We start from the raw sequence: 19,078 nt of genomic DNA, 5'->3' as shown, positions 1-19,078 counted from the left end.
AGATCAATTTTGCGGGGTCCCAAATCTTTTCGAAAACTACTAACTTATCGGTTTAAATCCATACATCGTTTTCAGCAGTCAATTCGCCTTCTGTTTCACCAGTATTGACGACACCTCTTGGTTCCACCAGCATTATATGGGATTCCTTTTCAGCATAGGTCTTATGCTCCACTCCTTTTGGTATCACATACATTTCTCCTTTTGATAGTTTGACCTCTCCATCACGAAATTTAATGGCCATCTCCCCGTCAAGTACTATACATACCTCATCAGTCTCGTTATGTTTATGCCATACAAAATCCCCTTGAATCTTGACTAGCTTAAACTGATAGTCATTCATTTCACCAATGACTTTGGGAGACCAATGCTCAGTAAATTTCGACAACTTTTCGTTTAGATTAATGGGATGATAGTCCATTTAAATTCCTCACCTTTTTTCTTTGATCTTAAATTAAGAAATTTTGTCAAAATTCGTTTTAAATTATCAGCTGATTTTTCTATAGGCTTAAGCTGCGAAAGCTCCACGCTTTATGCTTTGGGCTGAATCATATTCGCCGGTACGACATATTGGTCGAACTGCTCTTCAGTCAGTAGTCCGCTACGCAGAGCCGCTTCTTTGAGAGACAGCCCTTCCGCATGCGCAAGTTTGGCGATTTTAGCCGCATTTTCATATCCGATATACGGATTTAATGCTGTCACCAGCATCAGCGAATTGTTCAAATTATGCTCAATTTTAGTGAGATCCGGCTCAATGCCGACCGCACAGTTGTCATTAAAGGCTACAATTGAGTCCGCTAGCAGATTCACGGATTGCAGGAAATTATAAATAATGACCGGCTTAAACACGTTCAGCTCAAAATTGCCCTGACTCGCAGCAAAGCCGATAGCTGCATCATTACCCATAACCTGCGTTACGACCATCGTAAGTGCCTCACTCTGGGTCGGATTGACCTTACCCGGCATAATCGAGCTTCCAGGCTCGTTAGCAGGAATCGTGATTTCACCCAAGCCGCTACGCGGACCACTTGCCAGCCAGCGAACATCATTGGCGATTTTCATCAAATCAGCAGCAAGAGCTTTAACGGCTCCGTGTACGGCAACCACTTCATCATGACTCGTCAGCGCATGGAATTTGTTTGGTGCGGACGTAAACATTTTGCCAGTGAAGCCGGAAATTTCCGCAGAGGTTCGGTCACCGAACTCCGGATGAGCGTTAATACCCGTGCCCACGGCTGTACCGCCAATCGCAAGCTCCTTCATATATTGAACGGTGTCGGTGATGATTCGCTTGCTTTTGTCCAGCATGGCATACCAGCCGCTGATTTCCTGACCCAGTGTAAGCGGCGTGGCATCCTGCAAATGAGTACGTCCGATTTTAATAATGTCCTTGAATTGCTCTGACTTCTGCTGGAAGGTTTCTTTCAGCTTATCTATAGCAGGCAGCAAGTGATCCTCCACTGCAATGACACCCGCTACATGAAGCGCCGTCGGAAACGTATCATTCGAGCTTTGCGACATGTTCACATCGTCATTGGGATGCAGCTTCACATCCTGTCCCTGCTCTTGCAGCCACTGGCTTCCGAGATGAGCAATCACTTCGTTCACATTCATATTGGATTGTGTACCGCTTCCTGTCTGCCATACGACCAATGGGAAATGGTCATCCACCCGTCCAGCAAGAATTTCGTCCGCCGCATAAATAATGGCGTCCTGCTTCTCCTGTGACAGCTTGCCCAACTTAAAATTGCTGATCGCTGCACTCTTCTTGAGCACTGCGAAAGCCTGAATAACCTCTAATGGCATTTTCTCCGAGCCAATAGGGAAATTTTCCTTGCTGCGCTGTGTTTGCGCTCCCCACAGACGATCTGCCGGTACCTTGATTTCACCCAATGTATCTTTTTCGATGCGGTAGTTCAACTCATTTCCTCCTCTTGGCCTATGTAATTCAGACAAAATATGGTGACTTCCTTGCCTATTATACATTAAATTTCAAAGGTTATCATATATTTTGCAAGCGCTCTTTTACGATTAGGCCAGAGGAGAAATGTATCGTTAACTACAGGCAAGTCTCCTGGGTTCAGCTAATGGTGATATTGCCTTTAGTGCGAACTTCTTTTCTACCGAGTAGCTTATTCAGCGCGTCGATGTAAGCTTTGGCGCTGGCTTCTAAAATATCTGTACTTGCGCCTCTTCCGCGGGCGCTGTACTCTCCTTGTCTCAGAACAGCATGCACTTCACCCAGTGCATCCTTACCGTACGTTACAGATTGGATCGAATAATCCTCCAACTCCACTTCTTCACTGCTTGCCTTGTCTATAGCATGAAAAATTGCATCGACGGAGCCGTTGCCCATCGCCACTTCATCAATAGCTGTTCCATCCTGTGTAATCAGTCGAATAGACGCTACTGGAACCGACTGATTGCCATAGGATACCTGGATGGAATCCAGCGTGTAAATTTGAGGCAAGGGACTGCGACTCTCATCCATCAGGACGAGCAGATCTTCATCCAGCACCTGCTTTTTCTTGTCCGTCAAGGCTTTGAATTTTCGGAACGCCTCCTGAAGCTGCTCCTCTGTCAAAACATCAAACCCCATGTCCGCCAGCTTTTCCTTGAACGCATGCCGACCTGAGTGCTTGCCAAGTACAAGCTTACTTGTCTTCAAGCCGATGCGCTCGGGGAGCACGATCTCATACGTTGTACGCTCCTTAAGCATCCCGTCCTGGTGTATACCGGACTCGTGGGCAAAAGCATTGGCTCCAACTATAGCCTTGTTCCCCGGTACCGGCATCCCGGTTCGTTTGCTCACCAGACGACTGGTAGCATAAAATTCCTCCAGAACGAGATCCGTTTTTGCGTCATACAGCTCAGGTCTCGTATCAAGAGCGAGCGCGACCTCCTCCACCGGTGTATTTCCGGCACGTTCCCCGATACCATTGATTGTGCCTTCAAATTGGTCTACACCATTACGGATGGCCGCGAGTGTGTTAGCTGTTGCCATGCCGAGATCATCATGACAGTGGGTGCTGAGCTGTATTTTTTCAATGCCGGGCACTTGGGCTTTTACGATTCTGAACATTTCACCGAACTGATCCGGCGAAGCATAACCCACTGTGTCCGGCAGATTGACGACTGTTGCTCCAGCACGGATCGCCATATCCACGACCTCGCAAATAAAATCCAGCTCGGTACGGCTGGCATCCTCCGCCGAAAATTCTACCTTGTCAAAATACTTGCGCCCATAACGAATGGCTGCGGCTGCGGTCTCCAGTACCTTCGTCTTGTCCATTCGCAGCTTGTGCTGGCGGTGAATGGGTGAGGTAGCCAGAAACAGATGAAGACAAGCATCTTCCGCTCCCCGCAGCGCCTCTCTGACCGCATCTATATCCTGCTCTTTCGAACGAGCAAAACCAACCAAGGTTGAATTAGTAACCTGTTTGGCAATCTCCTGCATGCTGAATATCTCACCTGGCGAGGTAGCCGGAAAACCAGTTTCAATCCGATCCACGCCCAATTTTTGCAATTGAAGGGCAATTTCCACCTTTTCTGTGCTGGTCAGGCTTACTCCTGGTGCTTGTTCTCCATCTCTTAACGTTGTGTCCAACACCCATATTTTGCGCATACAGAACCCACCTTTGGTTTTATTTTAGGAGATGGTCGATATAAAAGATTTACAAATCATTTAATTCATATGATCATCTGATGTTTAAGATTAAAAAAATTATGAATGTTCCATATGCTTTTGCAGCTCCAGCTTGGTGCCGTCCAAATGCTGAATGCTGTACAGCTCAGCAGCTTTGGCATCCTGATCGCGAATCGCTTCATATATTTTCTCATGCTGAAGTGTAAAAGGATTTTTCATCGCCGGATCAGTTACGAGATTTTTCAGCGCCTTCCGAATCGCCTCTACAAAGCTGCGATATACATCCGTGAGCACCTTATTACGTGTAGCTCCGGCAACAGCCAAGTGAAAAGTGATATCCGCATCCAGATACCCGTTCAAATCTCCAGCGGCCAATGTCACAGCACGACGGTCCAGCGCCTCGCGCATCAAGCGTAAATCCTCATCCTTACGGCGTAAAGCAGCCAGTCTGGCAATTTCCAGCTCCAACACACTCCGCACCTCATAGACCTCAATAATTTCAGCGCGACTCAGTCGGTAATCCAGAGGCTCCTGGGAAGTTGTCGGTTGGCTGACAAAGGTTCCGTGTCCTTGTTTTTTCTCTAATAGACCGGCATGTACGAGAACGCTGACCGCTTCACGCACCGTGGAACGTCCTACTCCAAAAAGCTTCATTAGCTCAGGCTCTGTCGGAATTTTTGTACCCACATCCCATTCACCAGCAGCTATTTTTCGTTGCAGCTGTTCAGCCACTTCATCGGCGATTTGCTTGCGTTTGACGGCTTGAAAAGGCACCATTTCCTGATTCATCTGATCATCTCCTGTTTCGTATCATACTATAGCGGCTTGCCATCCTGCAACCTGTTTTTCATGTTCCCTTCAACAAAATAAAGCCCGCACCGTGGATACGATACAGGCTTATTTCGATAAAATATAGGCTAGGATTTCGAACGTGCAGGTGTGACACAATATAAACGGCTGGTTGCTTCAAAAATATGGCCTGGAGCAAGTGCGATCAACCCGATCTCCTCCGCAGGCAAGTCCGGACGATTCGGTGCATTGATCATGTTCATTTGCGGCTCAGGACAGATGAATTCCTTGTTCGCTTTGTTATTCCAGATCATCCAATGCTTATAGGCCGTGCCTACATCGTATACGAGAGTAGCGCCTGTCTTGCTGTGTGTCAGCTCCATATAGTTGCGTCCATTTTGCGGAGCTGCCGTGTAATGATTATCCATGGAGGCAAAATAAGGACTTACTCCCGTTGTCTTCAGCAGTTCCTCTTCCGGCGACAATGGCTGGAACTGTCCTGTGGCTAACAACCGCTCTGTCAGCTCCCTGCGCTCACCGATAGTAACCTTAATTTTGTAGTCTTCCGGTGAACTATCCGGTACGAACGGAACCCGAATCGCCGTGTGAAAGGCAAACAGGTTTGGAATCGGCTGATCATCCTCGTTGTGGATCACATAACGCTGATGCAGTCCAAATTCGTCCAGGCTGTACGTCAGCTTGATGGTAAAGGTGAACGGCAAATAGCGGAACATGGGATGTCCTTCCCTCACATGCTGATTCATTACCACATAGCTGCCCTGTTCTCCAGATCCGTAGTCCTCAACCTCCCACCGGACGGTGTGTAAAAAACCGTGCAAATGGTTGTGGGTGGCCGTTTCATTGATGGGCAGTTCATATGTAACTCCATTCCACAGAAATTTGCCATCCTCATACCGATTCGGAGGATACAGGAAAGGAATCCCATAGACTGACGGACTTTGTTTAAAAGCCTCTATGCTGTCAGCTTCCGGCTCACGAAGAAATGAATATCCCGTCTCATTGTCACGAAAAGAAATCAGATTTGCGCCGTTTCCCGGCAGGGCTACCGCTTCATAACGCCCGAATTTAAGGCGAATCGCTGGTATTCCATAATAAAGGTCACCAATTGCAGCATGCTGATGTGTCATCAAAAATCCTCCTTGATGAATGACGATGATAAATGAAAGCGTTTAGCTTTTGGCTTGACTATACCACGCTGAGCAAAAAAATTCCATGCCAACACAAAAAAAACGATGCCCCGTAAGGCATCGTCCTTTCCAAACCGCTACACATAGCGCCCCTGATTGGGTACAGCCGTGTGCTCAAAATCCTCCACAAGTCGTTCCAACTGGCTCGTCAGCTCATTTCCCTGCATGTAGTGACCGTGCCCCGTTACGGCGATCTCCGACTTTAAACCGGACAGCAGTTCTACTGACCGCTGCGCAGCCTGCCAATCTGTCGTAAAATATGCAGGCGGACCGTGTATTTCTTTTTCCTGTAAAATAACCGCCAGCGCCGATTCCTGTTTTACGGTAATAAAAGCATCTCCGGCTACCAGCAACCGTCTGCGTTCATGAAAAAGAGATATGTGACCCGGCGTATGTCCAGGTGTATGCAGCCACTTCCAACCAGGCGCACCGGGCACACTTCCATCCTCTGGCAGACGGGTGATGCGATCATCCAGATCAATAGCATCATTGGGATATAAAAAGGAAACGCTCGACAGCAGACCTCCATCCACACTGGGATCAGGTTGTTGGTAATCCTTCATCCCTGTCAAGTAAGGAAGCTCCAGCGGGTGCGCATACACAGGGGTACCCCAATGCTGAACCAACTCAATGACCGATCCCACATGATCAAAATGCCCATGAGTGAGCACAATAGCAACGGGAGGGCCAGCGAACCGTTCCTCAGCCAAGCGAATAATCGAGTCTGTAAACCCCGCCATCCCCGTATCCACCAGTACCCAGGATCGACTTCCCGGCTCCCCGATAAAACACACATTTACAAACAGCGTCCGTAAGCTCAGAAGATCGGGAGCAACCTCTTCATTTGCCGTCATTCCTTCGGTGAACAGATGATTTGCCAAACCGTCATCCTCCCCATTCACATGGAATTTGCTGTCATTATCGACCTATAGGCTTCCCCCATGTCGGCAGATTATGCATTATGCGGACACTGCTAAATATAATCCGCTTGTCACGAAAATAGACCATGTTTACATTACTCGGGTAATTTACTCCAAGCCGTATCAAGCAAATAATCAAACAAATCATCATTCTCTTCAATCCAGGCATCCATACGCAGCATCTCTTCCTCTACGCGTAGCTCGCCTGCAAAATGAAGACTGTAATCCCACTCCTTGCCCCTTTTGCTATGGAACGTAATTTCGTATACAGAAGTCTGTCCATCTACTCCAAACACGACCTGACCCAAGTATGCACCATTCTCATCTCTAGTCATTTGTGCCTGTTGAATATGTACTTCCTTTACTTCCTGATGTGCATTTTGATCCGTCATTCATCTATCCGCCCTTTCATTTTCACCAAAATGTACCAAAATTAATTTGTGAACCTTTTCGTTACATTGTACAATATATAAGCCGTGTGTGAAATTTGCAAAAAACTGCGCAGGCAACCCCAAGCCCTGTTAAGGGCCTTTTCGTGAAATGGAGGAAAGTTACATGTCAGATTTTCAACAAAAATTACAAAAATATGCTGAGTTAGCCGTTCGGGTGGGGGCTAATGTCCAGCCTGGGCAAACCCTCATCGTTCATGCTCCCATTCTGTCCGCTGAACTTGTGCGGCTTATAGTCAAATCTGCGTATACCGTTGGAGCCAAGCTAGTTAAGGTAAAATGGAGCGACGAAACCATCACTCGCCTACAGTATGAACTGGCTCCTGATGAGACTTTTAATATTCCTCCCAAATGGTATGCGGCCGAAATGACCGAAGAGGTCGAGAACGGCGCAGCAGTACTGCATATCATAGCAGATAATCCGGATTTGCTTCAAGGTATTCCGTCCAGTCGCATTACTGCGGCTCAGCGTGTGCGTTCACATGAATTGCGTCAATACCGTGAACTTCAAATGGCCGACAAATTCAGTTGGGCTCTGATTGCTTACCCTTCTGAAGAGTGGGCCGCTAAAGTATTCCCGAATTTGCCAGCTTCCGAACAAATGGATAAGCTGTGGGAAGCCATTTTCAGCACCGTGCGTGTAGATCTCGACAACCCGGTAGAAGCATGGAAAGAGCATTTGAAAACACTCTCCAGCAAATCAGACATTTTGAATGCCAAACGCTATAAAAAACTGCATTATCTGGCTCCAGGCACCGATCTGACCATCGAATTGGCTAAAGATCACCTGTGGGTTGCAGCCGAAAGCGTCAATCAGCAGGGACATTCCTTCGTAGCCAATATGCCTACCGAGGAAGTGTTTACTGCCCCGCTCAAAACCGGAGTGAACGGCAAAGTAAGCAGTACCAAGCCGCTCAGCTACAGTGGAAATATTATCGACAACTTTACACTGACCTTTGAAAACGGACGCATTGTAGATGTGCAGGCTGAAACAGGCTTGGAGACTCTTCAGCATCTCGTTGAAATGGATGAAGGCTCCCACTACTTGGGCGAAGTCGCTCTTGTACCTCACCAGTCCCCGATTTCGGATAAGAACATTTTGTTCTATAATACGTTGTTTGATGAAAATGCCTCCAACCATCTGGCCATCGGCAATGCCTATGCATTTAACCTCAAAGGCGGCAAGAACATGACTCAGGAGCAACTGGCTGCCAACGGCCTGAATTCCAGTCTGACACACGTCGATTTTATGATCGGCTCAGGTGAAATGGACATTAACGGCGTCACCGAGGACGGTACCGAGGAGCCCATCTTCCGCAAAGGAAATTGGGCGATCTAAAATGACAAAAAGGGCTCTCGCCGCTTTCATGCGGAGGAGCCTTTTTTCTTCATTCAACGGGTTATGTCACAGATATTTTACAAATTACGAAGCCATTGATTTACTGTAATTCCAAAGACAATTTGTACCACGCTGATGATTAAAAAGACAATAAGGCAGCTTACGATTCTTCTATTCGTGGATTGGTGCATGGATAAAGAAGATTTTACATAAAACATGCTGCTCAATATTCCTATACACACACCAAAGATCCCCGAAAATAGTATTCCTATAACCAAGCTGACCACTACAAAAGCCCAGCTCCAGCCCGGAACTTTAGACACGGGCACGTAAGGTTGATTGGAACCCAGATATACGCCATCCACGGCCAGATCCGCTTTGTTGCCAATGACGACAACATTTACAGCTTTATTCGTCAATCTGATAGGGAAATCGACCAAATTCAAAAAAGCATTCTGGCTTTTAACCTTTTGTACGCTTCCATTCACAATAATTTTCCCGCCGCCGAGGCTACGCTTGTACTCAATTTCATACTGAGTTCCATTATCTTCTACATTCCATTTTGCCATTGCTCTACTCCTCTCAAATTTTAGGGTAGCCGTAGATATACTTCCGACAGTTCCTAATTCAGCATGTTGCATTATTCGATTCCCAACGCTTGAAAGTACAATAGGTAGACGAACTAAACCGTTTCGATCTCCATATTGCTGATTTGTAATCGCTCTTGGGATTGTTGCAAAATGCTCATTTACGTACTGTAAAAATCATAACATAAGCTGCAAGTTAAATAATGGAAAAAGGCCGCTTATTAGCGACCTCTTCGTGTATTTCATATTGTATTGGTGTTAGTTCTTATACCCAATTTTAGCTTTGTAAGCAAGGGAATACTGGTCAGCGGCTAAAATCGCATCCAGCACATCGTCCGCCGTTACAGCAAATGGCAGGTTGTGAGCGGTTTCGCCTTCCTTCGTCGCAGCCTGAGCTACCCGGTACAGATCATCGCGAGAGGCTTCCTGGAGCTTGACGTCCTCCAGTGTGACGGGCAGATCCAGCTTCAGATAAAAATCGATATACCGTTCCACCTCGGCCAAAGGTCTTTTTTCCAACGCAAGCTGTACCAAGGTGCCGAAAGCGACCTTCTGACCATGCGTCAGATGATGAATATCCCCTTCCAGCACGGTAAAACCGTTGTGTATCGCATGTGCACCTGCCAAGCCGCCACTTTCGAATCCTAGGCCGCTCAGCAGCGTATTGGCTTCCACCACTGCTTCAAGCGCAGGTGTAACCACTTTGCGCTTCACGGATTCATAAGCTTGCAGTCCGTAATCGAATAGAACCTCTTCGCACTTGGCCGCAATCGCTTCGGCTGCCAAGGTTGGCAAGCCACCAGCCATCGTTGTCGCCCGAGCCTCGATAACCGCACGAGCTTCAATCCATGTTGCCATCGCATCCGCAATGCCAGAAGAGAGGAACAATGGCGGTGCTTGGGAAATAACCTTCGTGTCGACCAGGATCAGGCTTGGATTTTTACTAAAAAAAGAATACGTATCAAATGCACCCTCATCCGTGTACAAGACAGATAGCGCACTGGTCGGAGCATCCGTAGAGGCTGTCGTTGGAATAATCACAACCGAGGTACCTAGCACCTCATTAACCGCCTTGGCGGTATCCAGCGTCTTGCCGCCGCCTACACCAATGACAATATCGACATGTCCGCTTCGTCCCTGATCAGCAATACGGTTCACTTCATTTTTGGACGCTTCCCCTTGAAACTCCACCTTTACCGAAGCAAGCCCCGCTTGTTTCAGACTTTTCACTACCCGGTCGGCTGCGATACCCCATACCAGCTTGTCGGCAATAACCAGAGCATTATGACCTAATGGCTTGACATATTCACCCGTTTTATCAATCACATTTTTCCCTTGCACATATTTACCCGGACTAATAAATACCTTTTCACTCATCGTTCAACTCTCCCTTCCAAGTTTGTACAATTCCTATTATACGGCTGAAAGGGCACACATCTCAATTTCAAACCCCAGATCTTCAATCATTTGATGATCGGCTGTGACTTCTTGTCCATCTGTCGTTAAATAATCTCCTACGGAAATCGAATTGGTCGCATACAGGGATAAGGGTTGCAGTGTCCCTAAATTCAGCTCCCGTCCGCCTGCGACACGAATTTCCTTGGATGGACAAATGAACCGAAACAGCGCTAGTACCTTTAATGCTCTGATCGGAGATGTGCGTTCTGCTCCTTCCAGCGGGGTTCCAGGGATCGGATTCAGGAAGTTAACCGGAATGGAGTCGGCACCGAGTTCCCGTAAAGCATAACCCATTTGGACAATTTCCTCATTCGTTTCCCCCATGCCGATAATCACGCCAGAGCAGGGTGACATTCCCGTGAGATTGAGCCATTTTAACCGTTTCGGCACGTTGATCGTATGTATGTGTGGTTGTAATGGACGGATAGTGCCAGCAAAGACTCCTTGTCCAGCATACTGTATTTTCTGACAGGTGCCGTGGATACGATCGATTGTGAGCAATAGCCGCAATCCTCCAGACACAGGCCGCTTTTGGCATTCATAATCATGTTGAGCTTTACCTTCTTACCGTAAAAATGATGACGCACACGAAATGCAGCTTGCATAATCGGTAATATTTCCTCATTGTCCGCTTCCAGCACCGCCAATCCTTCTTCCAGCGTCAAATTGCTGGCGTGGATCACTTTTCTGCCAGTGAGTACCAATCCGTAACCTCATTGGACCAATTCATACTTTGTACCTCCTAATTTAAATAAGCATGTAAATATATATGTTTATCAGGATAAATTGCCTTTTTAATTGTCAACACAATAAGTATAAAATAGGTTAACAATAATGCGAACATCATATCAATTCGTGTCTTATGTGTAAAGAAGCCAAAATCAAAAAAAGCGGCCCTCTATCGTTCAAGGGTCGCTTCAAGGATGATTCAATTATAGAATGTCTACTCTTTTGTCTGGTGAATCCTGATTTACGAGACTCCGGCTTCCTCCATAAGGATTGGCTGCTTCAACAGCCGAATACGTGAAATCCGCTTGTTCTCGATTTCTTCTACAACGAACTGACAACCTTCAAATTCTACAGACTGACCCGGCTGTGGCGGGATGACCTCAACATGCGAGTACAGCCAGCCCCCTACTGTATCATAATCCTCATGATCCAGATTCAGTCCAAAGCGATCATTCACTTCATCAATTAACAGCATACCGTCAATGGAAAATTCCTCGTCATTAATCTGCTCACAATCCGGACGCTCCTGATCGAACTCATCCTGAATTTCACCAACGATCTCTTCCATAATATCCTCCAGCGTCACCATACCCGAAGTACCACCGTATTCATCAATCAGAATCGCAATTTGTGTCTTACTACGCTGCATGCGTTTGAGCAAATCGCTAATTTGTGTAGATTCAGGAACGGCAAGAATCGGGCGGATCATCGTACGGGTATCCAGTTTGTTCGCCCGCAGAAGATCCTTAATATGGATAAAGCCGATAATATGGTCCTTGTCCTCGGCACAGATTGGATAACGCGTTCTCATGCTTTCCGTCGCAATCGCGAGATTTTCCTCTGTGGACTCATTGCTGTACAAACAGATCATCTCGGTACGCGGAATCATGATTTCCCTGGCGGTCGTGTCGGTAAAATCAAATATATTATCAACAAGCGCCAATTCCGTATTATCAATTAGTCCGCTCTTATTGCTTTCTTTCATCAGAATGCGTATTTCATCCCCCGTATGCGCGGAATCGTCATATTCAGATACCGGCTCCAGACGGAATAAACGCAGCAGGCTGTTCGCCATGCCATTCAACGCCCATATGAATGGATACATCAGCTTGTAAAACCAAGTCATTAGCATGGCCGAATACAGCGTAATGGTTTCAGCTTTACGAATGGCTATCGTTTTGGGGGCCAATTCCCCCAGCACAATATGCAGAATCGTAATCACAATAAATGCAATGACCACGGCAGTACCGTGTACATATACCGGTCCTAGCCCGGCGGCGGTAAATACAGGTTCGATCAAATGTGCAACGGCCGGCTCTCCGATCCACCCCAGTCCCAGCGAAGCCAGTGTAATGCCCAACTGGCAGGCAGACAGATAAGCGTCCAAATTGTGTAACATATTCGCGGCATAAACGGCTTTTTTGTTACCCGCCTCTACCAATGTTTCAATACGGCTGCTTCTGACTTTCACCATTGCAAATTCTGCAGATACAAAAAAACCGTTTAATAATACTAATGCAAAAACAATAAATAAGTTAAACATACTCGGTAAAGGGTCACTCAATATGCTCCCCGTCAGCCGTCATTACGGCAGACAGGCGCACCTCCTTCGGATAGTTTCATCATAGACAGAACGATAACACATCATAAGCAGCGTCAACTTCCCAACACATTCACTCCTTTCGGCTTTTACAAGCCATATTTTCGCATGAATGACGAAGCCATTCATCAGCTTATATTCAATTATATAGTTATACACTACACAGTCAATCCGCAAGGTATGTCAGAAAAATCGGCTAACGCGGTCATTTTGACCGAAAATCGCCATTTTCCGCCTCTTACCACAAGGGAAGCTACTATATTTGAGAAAGAATATAAATAAAATAAATCCCCCGCCGTAAGGCAGAGGATTGGGGAATAAACTATATATATGAAGACATCAGCGAACCGGGGACGAGCCCGGATTACCCATGACGCCAGGATATTGGTACAACAGCGGCTCATCAAAAGTCGCATAGTCCAGATTCACCATCAACAGAATGGTGCGTCTTCCGGTAGAAGGATCACTGATAATAATGTGGTCACGACCAGCCGCTTCCAAAATACCCTTGAAAATTTTCGCGTTCCATTCGCGGTTATTTTCATAGGTCATATAAAAAGTACCCGTTTTGCCCAGATTCAGGCGCAAAATATTTTCAATATAAGATTGCTCATATTGTGGAGTCTGAGTCTGTACCACTGTGCCAGTCGGTGTCATTGCGCTTCCACTATTGACTTGAGGGGGAAAGCCGCTCATGGGCTGCATGGTTCCCATTGGAGTCAACCTAGGCCATTCGGGAAACCCGCCGCCAGCAGGATAAGAGACAGGACGGTAAGCTTGCTGTGAAATCATGTTAATTCCTCCTAAAATGGTTTTAAATCATCCACACTCATGTTGTTACGTGTTAATAGACGGCAGGGCAATCCTGTGCAGTTGGACTAAAGAAGCAATGGGCCTTGTAACGGCCGGTGTTAGTCTGGTTATACCAGGTATCCGGACAGTCCCCGGAAGGTCTGAAAAACCACAATGCATTCGAAGCCGGGCGAATCTTTTCCCCATTAATGACACGCTGGGCAAGACGAATGTCACGGTCACGGGCTCTTTGGTAAAAGTACCCCTTTTGGGTAGCTTCAAATCCACCGGGACTTTGAAACACCATGTCATTCATGAGGCGAATTCCCTGAAAATCCAGGCAATTGGCCAAAATCCGATTAACACCGACATTACCGACCATGAGCATTCCCTGCTCTCCTTCTCCTTCGGCCTCTGCTCGCATAAGCCGGGCCAGTGTCCTTACATCCTCTGAGTTGACATTAATAACAGCCAACGTCTCCCCTCCTTACTGCTTAATCATATATCGTATCGTATGGTACAAATGCCCAATGGGTGACAGCGACAACGAAAAAATAAACAAAAAAATAGCCCCGAAACTCGGGACTATCCTGCAATAACGTATCCTTATATAGCTACCGTTTACATTTTAACCTGTTGCAAGCTATAGCGATTGAGACGCTGGAACCCGATGTACCGTGTACCCTGAAAGGTAAGCCGTCCCTCATCTCCCTCGGAACATTGACCATATTCTTCCCCGCTCACCTTAAACTCCATCCGATCGCCACTCTCCACCTCGAAGGTCACATAATAGAAAGTATAGGTACGAGTCCCTTGTTCCTCCTGCCGCCTCTGTTGGAGATGTGTTCTTCTGGCCGTAATTCGGGAACCGACCGTCAATACAGGCTGCCTTTTATTCCGGCTCCATTCCATGACTTCCTTGCCCGCAGACAGTACGACAATACCCAACACGACTACGAAAAATACGGGCAGTACCGTACCCAGCCAATCGAACATCCATAATGACTCAAATCCCATGCACCGCACTCCTCTCCGCCAGGCATTCCACAGGGAAACGGCCGGGCATCCTCACATGACCTAAGCTTTCTATAATAGTATATGTACGTTCCTGCCCAAATTTGATAGCAACCCTCAAGAACGCCAAGAGCCTCCACGGAATGATCCGGGAGGCTCAACATATGGCGATATCAGAATGATGCATCTGTTTATACATGTACAAGCTGGAGATAACGTTGTGTCTCATCCAGTACTTCATTTTCTTCTGTTTCGGCGTAACGTTCTGCACACTGCTTACAATCCTCTTCAGTCGTGCAACCGTAGGCATCCTGGCAAGTGTAACAAAATTGAAGGTAATATTGGGTTAACATTTGATCCTGATTCGCTCTCATGATTATCACTCCTATCGTTGTTTACATGTTTAGTATAACAGTGGTTCATTCGATGGATTGTGATTTTTTTCACATGTTGTCGTATAAAATTTAAGTTTTTTAAAAATAAAACGCCCTGTGCCTCTTCCCTGTATCTGCATGCCCTTTTGAGGACGTGCAAAATTAGACGAAAAAGCACAGGGCAATCGCTCTGGTGAAGGGTTATAGGATCCTCCAGTTGGCACCGCCATCCGTCGTTTTAAGTAACAGTGATTTCTTGTCGTCCAATCGTTCCAGAAGCAGCCACCCTACCGTAGAAGAAGCGAACCGGAGCTTGACCGATCGCGGGTAATCCTCTAGCTTCGATGGCAGCACTTTGCTGCCAGTAAGGGTTGTCCACGTCTTGCCCCCGTCCATTGTTCGGCTCATTCCGGCTGGAGTTACGATCCACCCTTCCTTATCATTTAGAAAAGTGCGGCCGGGAATAACGGAGTTTCTTTTACTGATCAGCCCCAAAGACACATGGTTCCATTGCATGCCTGCATCAACAGTAAACAGTCCGCTATACTTTGTACCGCTGTCTAAATAACAGAGAACAGGAATCCAATACGAGGAACTATTTCCTTTAAAAGACTGCGGAGCTTCGGCTTCTGCTTGAGGACAACCCTGCATCTTGCTGGCTACCGGGGTCCAGGTCTTCCCTTGATTCGAAGTCTTATAAAGCTTAACACTGCTATCCAGATTAATCGCAACAAAACCCTGCTTGTTGCCATCAAAGCTCATTCCCGCCATGCTGCCCTGGTCGGGCAGGCCCGAGCTTGACTCATTGGATGACATGCCAGAACTTTGCGCAACCTTCTTCCATGTGGCCCCTCCATCAGTGGTATGATACAACAACTTTTGTTGATCCTGCTCATTCAGGTTTGTAGACGCCATAATCCATCCGGTAGACGGATTTACATATTGTATCGCGCTCACATGCTCCCCGCTTGGGAGCGCTGAAATATCCCAGCTTTGTCCCCCATCAGCGGTTCTGAGGATGACGGTTGCGGTTTTGTCCAGATTTTGACGGACAACCCATCCATGCCGGGAATCGGTAAAGCTAATATCCTTCCCATATTCAAGCTTGTCTTGAAATTGGACGTTTTCGGAAGGAGAAATATTATTCCAGGTATTTCCACCATCATGCGTATAATAGAGCCGAAGCTCATTACGAGTAACTCCCCAAACGAAGGCTTTGGTATTATCAATCAGATGAAAATCAGCTATTCGTGTCTGAACTATATATTTGGCATTGGGATCGCCCACCTTCGGTGTCAATGGTGGATTAATAGTTATCGTTTGCCCCTGGTCATCCGGTTCCTCAATCGGAGGTTTGGTTACGGTTTCTGCGGGTTCGGAAGAACAGCCAGCCAGCAGGATACCTGTCAGCAGCAATACTCCCCCCAGGAGCGCACACCAGCGCAGTTTCATATAAAAATCCTCCCTCAATGGCATGCGGTAATCCCGTGCCACAACCTTATCTGAAACAGAATTATACCATAAACGACCTTATGTGACACTTTTCGCGCACTCATACTAAAAAACCGGCCACCCTCTACATATAGTGCAGGATGCCGGCTTTTTAACATTCAGACAAATTAGGATTTATGGTTTAACAAACTTTTGTGATATCCATAGAAAAAATAAATCAGTAGACCTAGCAGAAGCCAAACGATAAATCCAATCCACGTGCTGATATGAAGCTGAAGCATCAAACCGACGCAAACCAGGGCACTCAAAAGCGGGAGTAACGGGACCCAAGGTACGGTAAAGCCTCTTTTCAGATCGGGACGTTTCTTACGCAGAACGATCACCCCAACCGATACAACGGCAAAAGCGAACAGGGTTCCGATACTCGTCAGGTTCGTCAGTGCATGTAATGGAAAAAATCCACTAGCCAATGCGATGATGCTTCCGACCAGCCAAGTGCTTCGGATGGGTGTTTGAGTTTTGGGATTGATTTTAGATAAAAATATCGGTAACAGACCATCACGGGACATCGAGAAAATTAACCGTGTTTGACCATACAACAGTACGAGTAAAACCGTGGTCATCCCGGCAATCGCACCGACAGAAATGAGTCCGGCCGCAATGTCCTGATGGATAAAGCGCAAAGCAAACGCAACAGGATCATTTACCCCTAACTGCGTATAAGGCACCATTCCGGTAAGTACAACCGAAACCGCTATATACAGCACCGTACAAATCGCAAGCGAGGAAATAATACCAATTGGCATATTCCGCTGCGGATTACGTACCTCCTCTGCTGCCGTTGAAATGGCATCGAAACCCAAGTAAGCAAAAAATACGATTGCCGCGGCACTCAAAACACCGGAAAAACCATAGGGGAGAAACGGTGTCCAGTTCGCAGGTTTAACATAAAAAATTCCGATTCCGATAAACAGCAGCACAACGCCCACTTTGACACAAACCATAATGAAATTAAATCGGACCGTTTCCTTGGCTCCGAGACTCAACAGCAGTGTGATCAACATAATAATACACACAGCAGGCAGGTCAATAATGGTTCCTTTGGCTGAATCAAAGGCTGCGGTTAAAGCCAGTGGTAAATGTATATCAAACCCAGCCAGCAAACCTTGACAATAAGCAGACCAGCCACTGCTCACTGAGGCGGCCGCCACCCCGTATTCCAGAATTAAGTCCCAGCCCAGCACCCAGGCCAGAATTTCCCCAAACACAATATAGCTATACGCATAAGCGCTGCCGGCAGCGGGAACCGTAGATGAAAGCTCTGCATAGCACAAGGCTGCCAGCACGCAGGCAATTCCTGCAATAACAAAGGAGATCATCAGGCCAGGACCCGCATTTTCCGCTGCTGCCTTGCCTGTGATCACAAAAATCCCGGTACCGATGATACATCCTACACCCAGCATAGTCAGATCGAAGGCGCCCATCGTTCTCTTCAAGTGATCCGTCGTTTCGTTTTCTCCATGCGGGAGCATCCCTGTTTTTTTTCGAAATAAGTCCATAATCATAATCCTCTTTCCATAATGTCCTACGCCAATATTGCTACTTCAACGCTTTAGTGTGTGTTCCTGTCATTCGATTAATTATTAGCGAGTCCCTGTTTGAAGTCAAGGAGAAATGTCATATTTCTTTGCAGTGGAGGGCACATATACGGTAAACTAAGTTAGAAAGATAAATTTTGTATTATTAAAATATGAAAAGGTATTCAACCCGAGAAGGAGATGAGGATTTTATGAGCTTAAAACCTTACAAACGAAGCAGAGTGGCCATTGTCGGCATGGGAGCGGTCGGTACAACGACCGGTTACACCCTCCTGCTACGCCAACGCATGTCAGAACTTGTCTTTATTGATGTTAATGTCAAAAAGGCGCAGGGGGAAATGCTCGATATGAATCACGGGCTTCCCTTTCTCGGCGGTGTCAAAGTGTGGGCGGGTGATTATGAAGACTGTCGTGATGCGGATATCATCATTGTTACAGCGGGCGCATCACAAAAACCGGGAGAAACACGCATTGATCTGCTCAAGCGTAATGCCGAAATTTTTGAAAGCATTATTGATAATATCGTCAAGGTAAACACACACGGCATTTTGTTGATCGCAACCAATCCGGTGGACATTCTCTCCTACATCTCCTGGAAACGTAGTGGCTGGCCTTCGAGCAGAGTTATCGGTTCGGGTACGCTGCTGGACAGCGCACGCTTCCGTTATTTGATTGGTAAGCAAAAGGGCATTGATCCTCGGAGCATCCACGCCCATATTATTGGAGAACATGGCGATTCAGAGCTGCCTGTATGGAGCATGGCCAACATCGCAGGAACTCCATTGGAGCTGGGCGAAGAAACAAAAAATGAAATTTTTGAAAGCACCAAAAATGCAGCCTATGAAATTATAGATGCCAAAGGCGCGACCTCTTACGCCATCGGGCTGGCTCTCGACCGGATCGTAGCCGCCATTCTGGGGGACGAAGGGTCGGTACTTAATGTGTCCACTTTGCTGGAAGATTATAACGGAGTGTCTGACGTTTATCTGGGTGTCCCGAGTATCGTAGATCACACCGGGGTACGCGAAATTTTAGATCTTCCACTGAATGACAAAGAACGTCAAGGGCTGCATCAATCTGCGGACAAGCTGAAAGATCAAATTAGTAAACTCGACTTGTAGATGAA

General features: G+C 46.8%; 18 protein-coding genes and 1 pseudogene. 2 read left to right on the top strand and 17 right to left on the bottom strand.

Annotation, left to right across the window (positions count from 1 at the left end; translation table 11 throughout):
* Nucleotides 1-52: 52 nt before the first annotated feature.
* From ACIFQM_RS03075 to ACIFQM_RS03045, 7 genes are all read right to left on the bottom strand, one after another.
* Nucleotides 53-418, bottom strand: a complete 366-nt coding sequence (locus ACIFQM_RS03075) for a cupin domain-containing protein (protein WP_430041171.1) — start codon at nucleotides 416-418, stop codon at nucleotides 53-55.
* 110 nt (nucleotides 419-528) lie between these two features.
* Nucleotides 529-1,917, bottom strand: a complete 1,389-nt coding sequence (gene fumC / locus ACIFQM_RS03070) for a class II fumarate hydratase (RefSeq protein WP_430041169.1) — start codon at nucleotides 1,915-1,917, stop codon at nucleotides 529-531.
* Nucleotides 1,918-2,077: 160 nt separating this feature from the next.
* Entirely contained in the window at nucleotides 2,078-3,622 is a 1,545-nt protein-coding gene (locus ACIFQM_RS03065) for a 2-isopropylmalate synthase (protein ID WP_430041168.1), read from the bottom strand.
* Between the two features lie 99 nt (nucleotides 3,623-3,721).
* The gene (locus tag ACIFQM_RS03060; protein ID WP_430041167.1) at nucleotides 3,722-4,432 is read right to left on the bottom strand and encodes a FadR/GntR family transcriptional regulator; all 711 of its coding nucleotides are present in this window, start codon (nucleotides 4,430-4,432) and stop codon (nucleotides 3,722-3,724) included.
* Nucleotides 4,433-4,560: 128 nt separating this feature from the next.
* Nucleotides 4,561-5,580 carry an aldose 1-epimerase gene (locus tag ACIFQM_RS03055; protein WP_430041166.1) on the bottom strand — a complete coding sequence of 340 codons (1,020 nt, stop codon included), beginning with the start codon at nucleotides 5,578-5,580 and terminating at the stop codon, nucleotides 4,561-4,563.
* A gap of 137 nt (nucleotides 5,581-5,717) precedes the next feature.
* A complete protein-coding gene (locus ACIFQM_RS03050; RefSeq protein ID WP_430041165.1) occupies nucleotides 5,718-6,521 on the bottom strand; it encodes an MBL fold metallo-hydrolase in 804 nt (267 codons plus the stop codon).
* 134 nt (nucleotides 6,522-6,655) lie between these two features.
* A complete protein-coding gene (locus ACIFQM_RS03045) occupies nucleotides 6,656-6,952 on the bottom strand; it encodes a hypothetical protein (protein WP_430041164.1) in 297 nt (98 codons plus the stop codon).
* Between the two features lie 163 nt (nucleotides 6,953-7,115).
* Between ACIFQM_RS03045 and ACIFQM_RS03040 the strand changes: the two genes are divergently transcribed.
* Nucleotides 7,116-8,348, top strand: a complete 1,233-nt coding sequence (locus ACIFQM_RS03040; protein ID WP_430041162.1) for an aminopeptidase — start codon at nucleotides 7,116-7,118, stop codon at nucleotides 8,346-8,348.
* Nucleotides 8,349-8,425: 77 nt separating this feature from the next.
* On the opposite strand, the gene ACIFQM_RS03035 is transcribed toward ACIFQM_RS03040, so the two are convergent.
* The 10 genes and pseudogenes from ACIFQM_RS03035 to ACIFQM_RS02990 all read right to left on the bottom strand — a co-directional run bounded on the left by ACIFQM_RS03035 (nucleotide 8,426) and on the right by ACIFQM_RS02990 (nucleotide 17,913).
* The gene (locus ACIFQM_RS03035) at nucleotides 8,426-8,917 is read right to left on the bottom strand and encodes a hypothetical protein (RefSeq protein WP_430041161.1); all 492 of its coding nucleotides are present in this window, start codon (nucleotides 8,915-8,917) and stop codon (nucleotides 8,426-8,428) included.
* Nucleotides 8,918-9,193: 276 nt separating this feature from the next.
* Nucleotides 9,194-10,312 carry a glycerol dehydrogenase gene (locus tag ACIFQM_RS03030; protein WP_430047129.1) on the bottom strand — a complete coding sequence of 373 codons (1,119 nt, stop codon included), beginning with the start codon at nucleotides 10,310-10,312 and terminating at the stop codon, nucleotides 9,194-9,196.
* Between the two features lie 36 nt (nucleotides 10,313-10,348).
* Nucleotides 10,349-11,123, bottom strand: a pseudogene (locus tag ACIFQM_RS03025) (hypothetical protein).
* A gap of 240 nt (nucleotides 11,124-11,363) precedes the next feature.
* Complete coding sequence (locus ACIFQM_RS03020; RefSeq protein WP_430041158.1) at nucleotides 11,364-12,665, bottom strand: hemolysin family protein; 1,302 nt, start codon at nucleotides 12,663-12,665, stop codon at nucleotides 11,364-11,366.
* Between the two features lie 396 nt (nucleotides 12,666-13,061).
* Nucleotides 13,062-13,514: a spore coat protein GerQ gene (gene gerQ / locus ACIFQM_RS03015; protein ID WP_430041157.1), complete on the bottom strand. Its 453-nt coding sequence runs from the start codon at nucleotides 13,512-13,514 to the stop codon at nucleotides 13,062-13,064.
* 52 nt (nucleotides 13,515-13,566) lie between these two features.
* A complete protein-coding gene (locus tag ACIFQM_RS03010; protein WP_430041156.1) occupies nucleotides 13,567-13,989 on the bottom strand; it encodes a cell wall hydrolase in 423 nt (140 codons plus the stop codon).
* 146 nt (nucleotides 13,990-14,135) lie between these two features.
* Nucleotides 14,136-14,531 (bottom strand): DUF2500 domain-containing protein, encoded by a 396-nt coding sequence (locus ACIFQM_RS03005; protein WP_430041155.1) that lies wholly within the window; start codon nucleotides 14,529-14,531, stop codon nucleotides 14,136-14,138.
* A gap of 188 nt (nucleotides 14,532-14,719) precedes the next feature.
* The gene (locus ACIFQM_RS03000) at nucleotides 14,720-14,902 is read right to left on the bottom strand and encodes a hypothetical protein (protein ID WP_430041154.1); all 183 of its coding nucleotides are present in this window, start codon (nucleotides 14,900-14,902) and stop codon (nucleotides 14,720-14,722) included.
* 201 nt (nucleotides 14,903-15,103) lie between these two features.
* Nucleotides 15,104-16,354 (bottom strand): WD40/YVTN/BNR-like repeat-containing protein, encoded by a 1,251-nt coding sequence (locus ACIFQM_RS02995; RefSeq protein ID WP_430047132.1) that lies wholly within the window; start codon nucleotides 16,352-16,354, stop codon nucleotides 15,104-15,106.
* Nucleotides 16,355-16,521: 167 nt separating this feature from the next.
* Nucleotides 16,522-17,913 carry an amino acid permease gene (locus tag ACIFQM_RS02990; RefSeq protein WP_430065003.1) on the bottom strand — a complete coding sequence of 464 codons (1,392 nt, stop codon included), beginning with the start codon at nucleotides 17,911-17,913 and terminating at the stop codon, nucleotides 16,522-16,524.
* 230 nt (nucleotides 17,914-18,143) lie between these two features.
* Between ACIFQM_RS02990 and ACIFQM_RS02985 the strand changes: the two genes are divergently transcribed.
* Nucleotides 18,144-19,073, top strand: coding sequence for an L-lactate dehydrogenase (locus ACIFQM_RS02985; protein WP_430041150.1), 930 nt, complete (start codon nucleotides 18,144-18,146; stop codon nucleotides 19,071-19,073).
* Nucleotides 19,074-19,078 lie beyond the last annotated feature (5 nt).

Origin of the sequence: Paenibacillus sp. NRS-1782, assembly GCF_050467685.1 — a bacterium.
GTDB lineage: Bacteria > Bacillota > Bacilli > Paenibacillales > Paenibacillaceae > Paenibacillus > Paenibacillus terrae_A.
The sequence above is the reverse complement of the archived record's forward strand: the minus strand, read 5'-3'. Positions and strand labels throughout refer to the sequence as shown.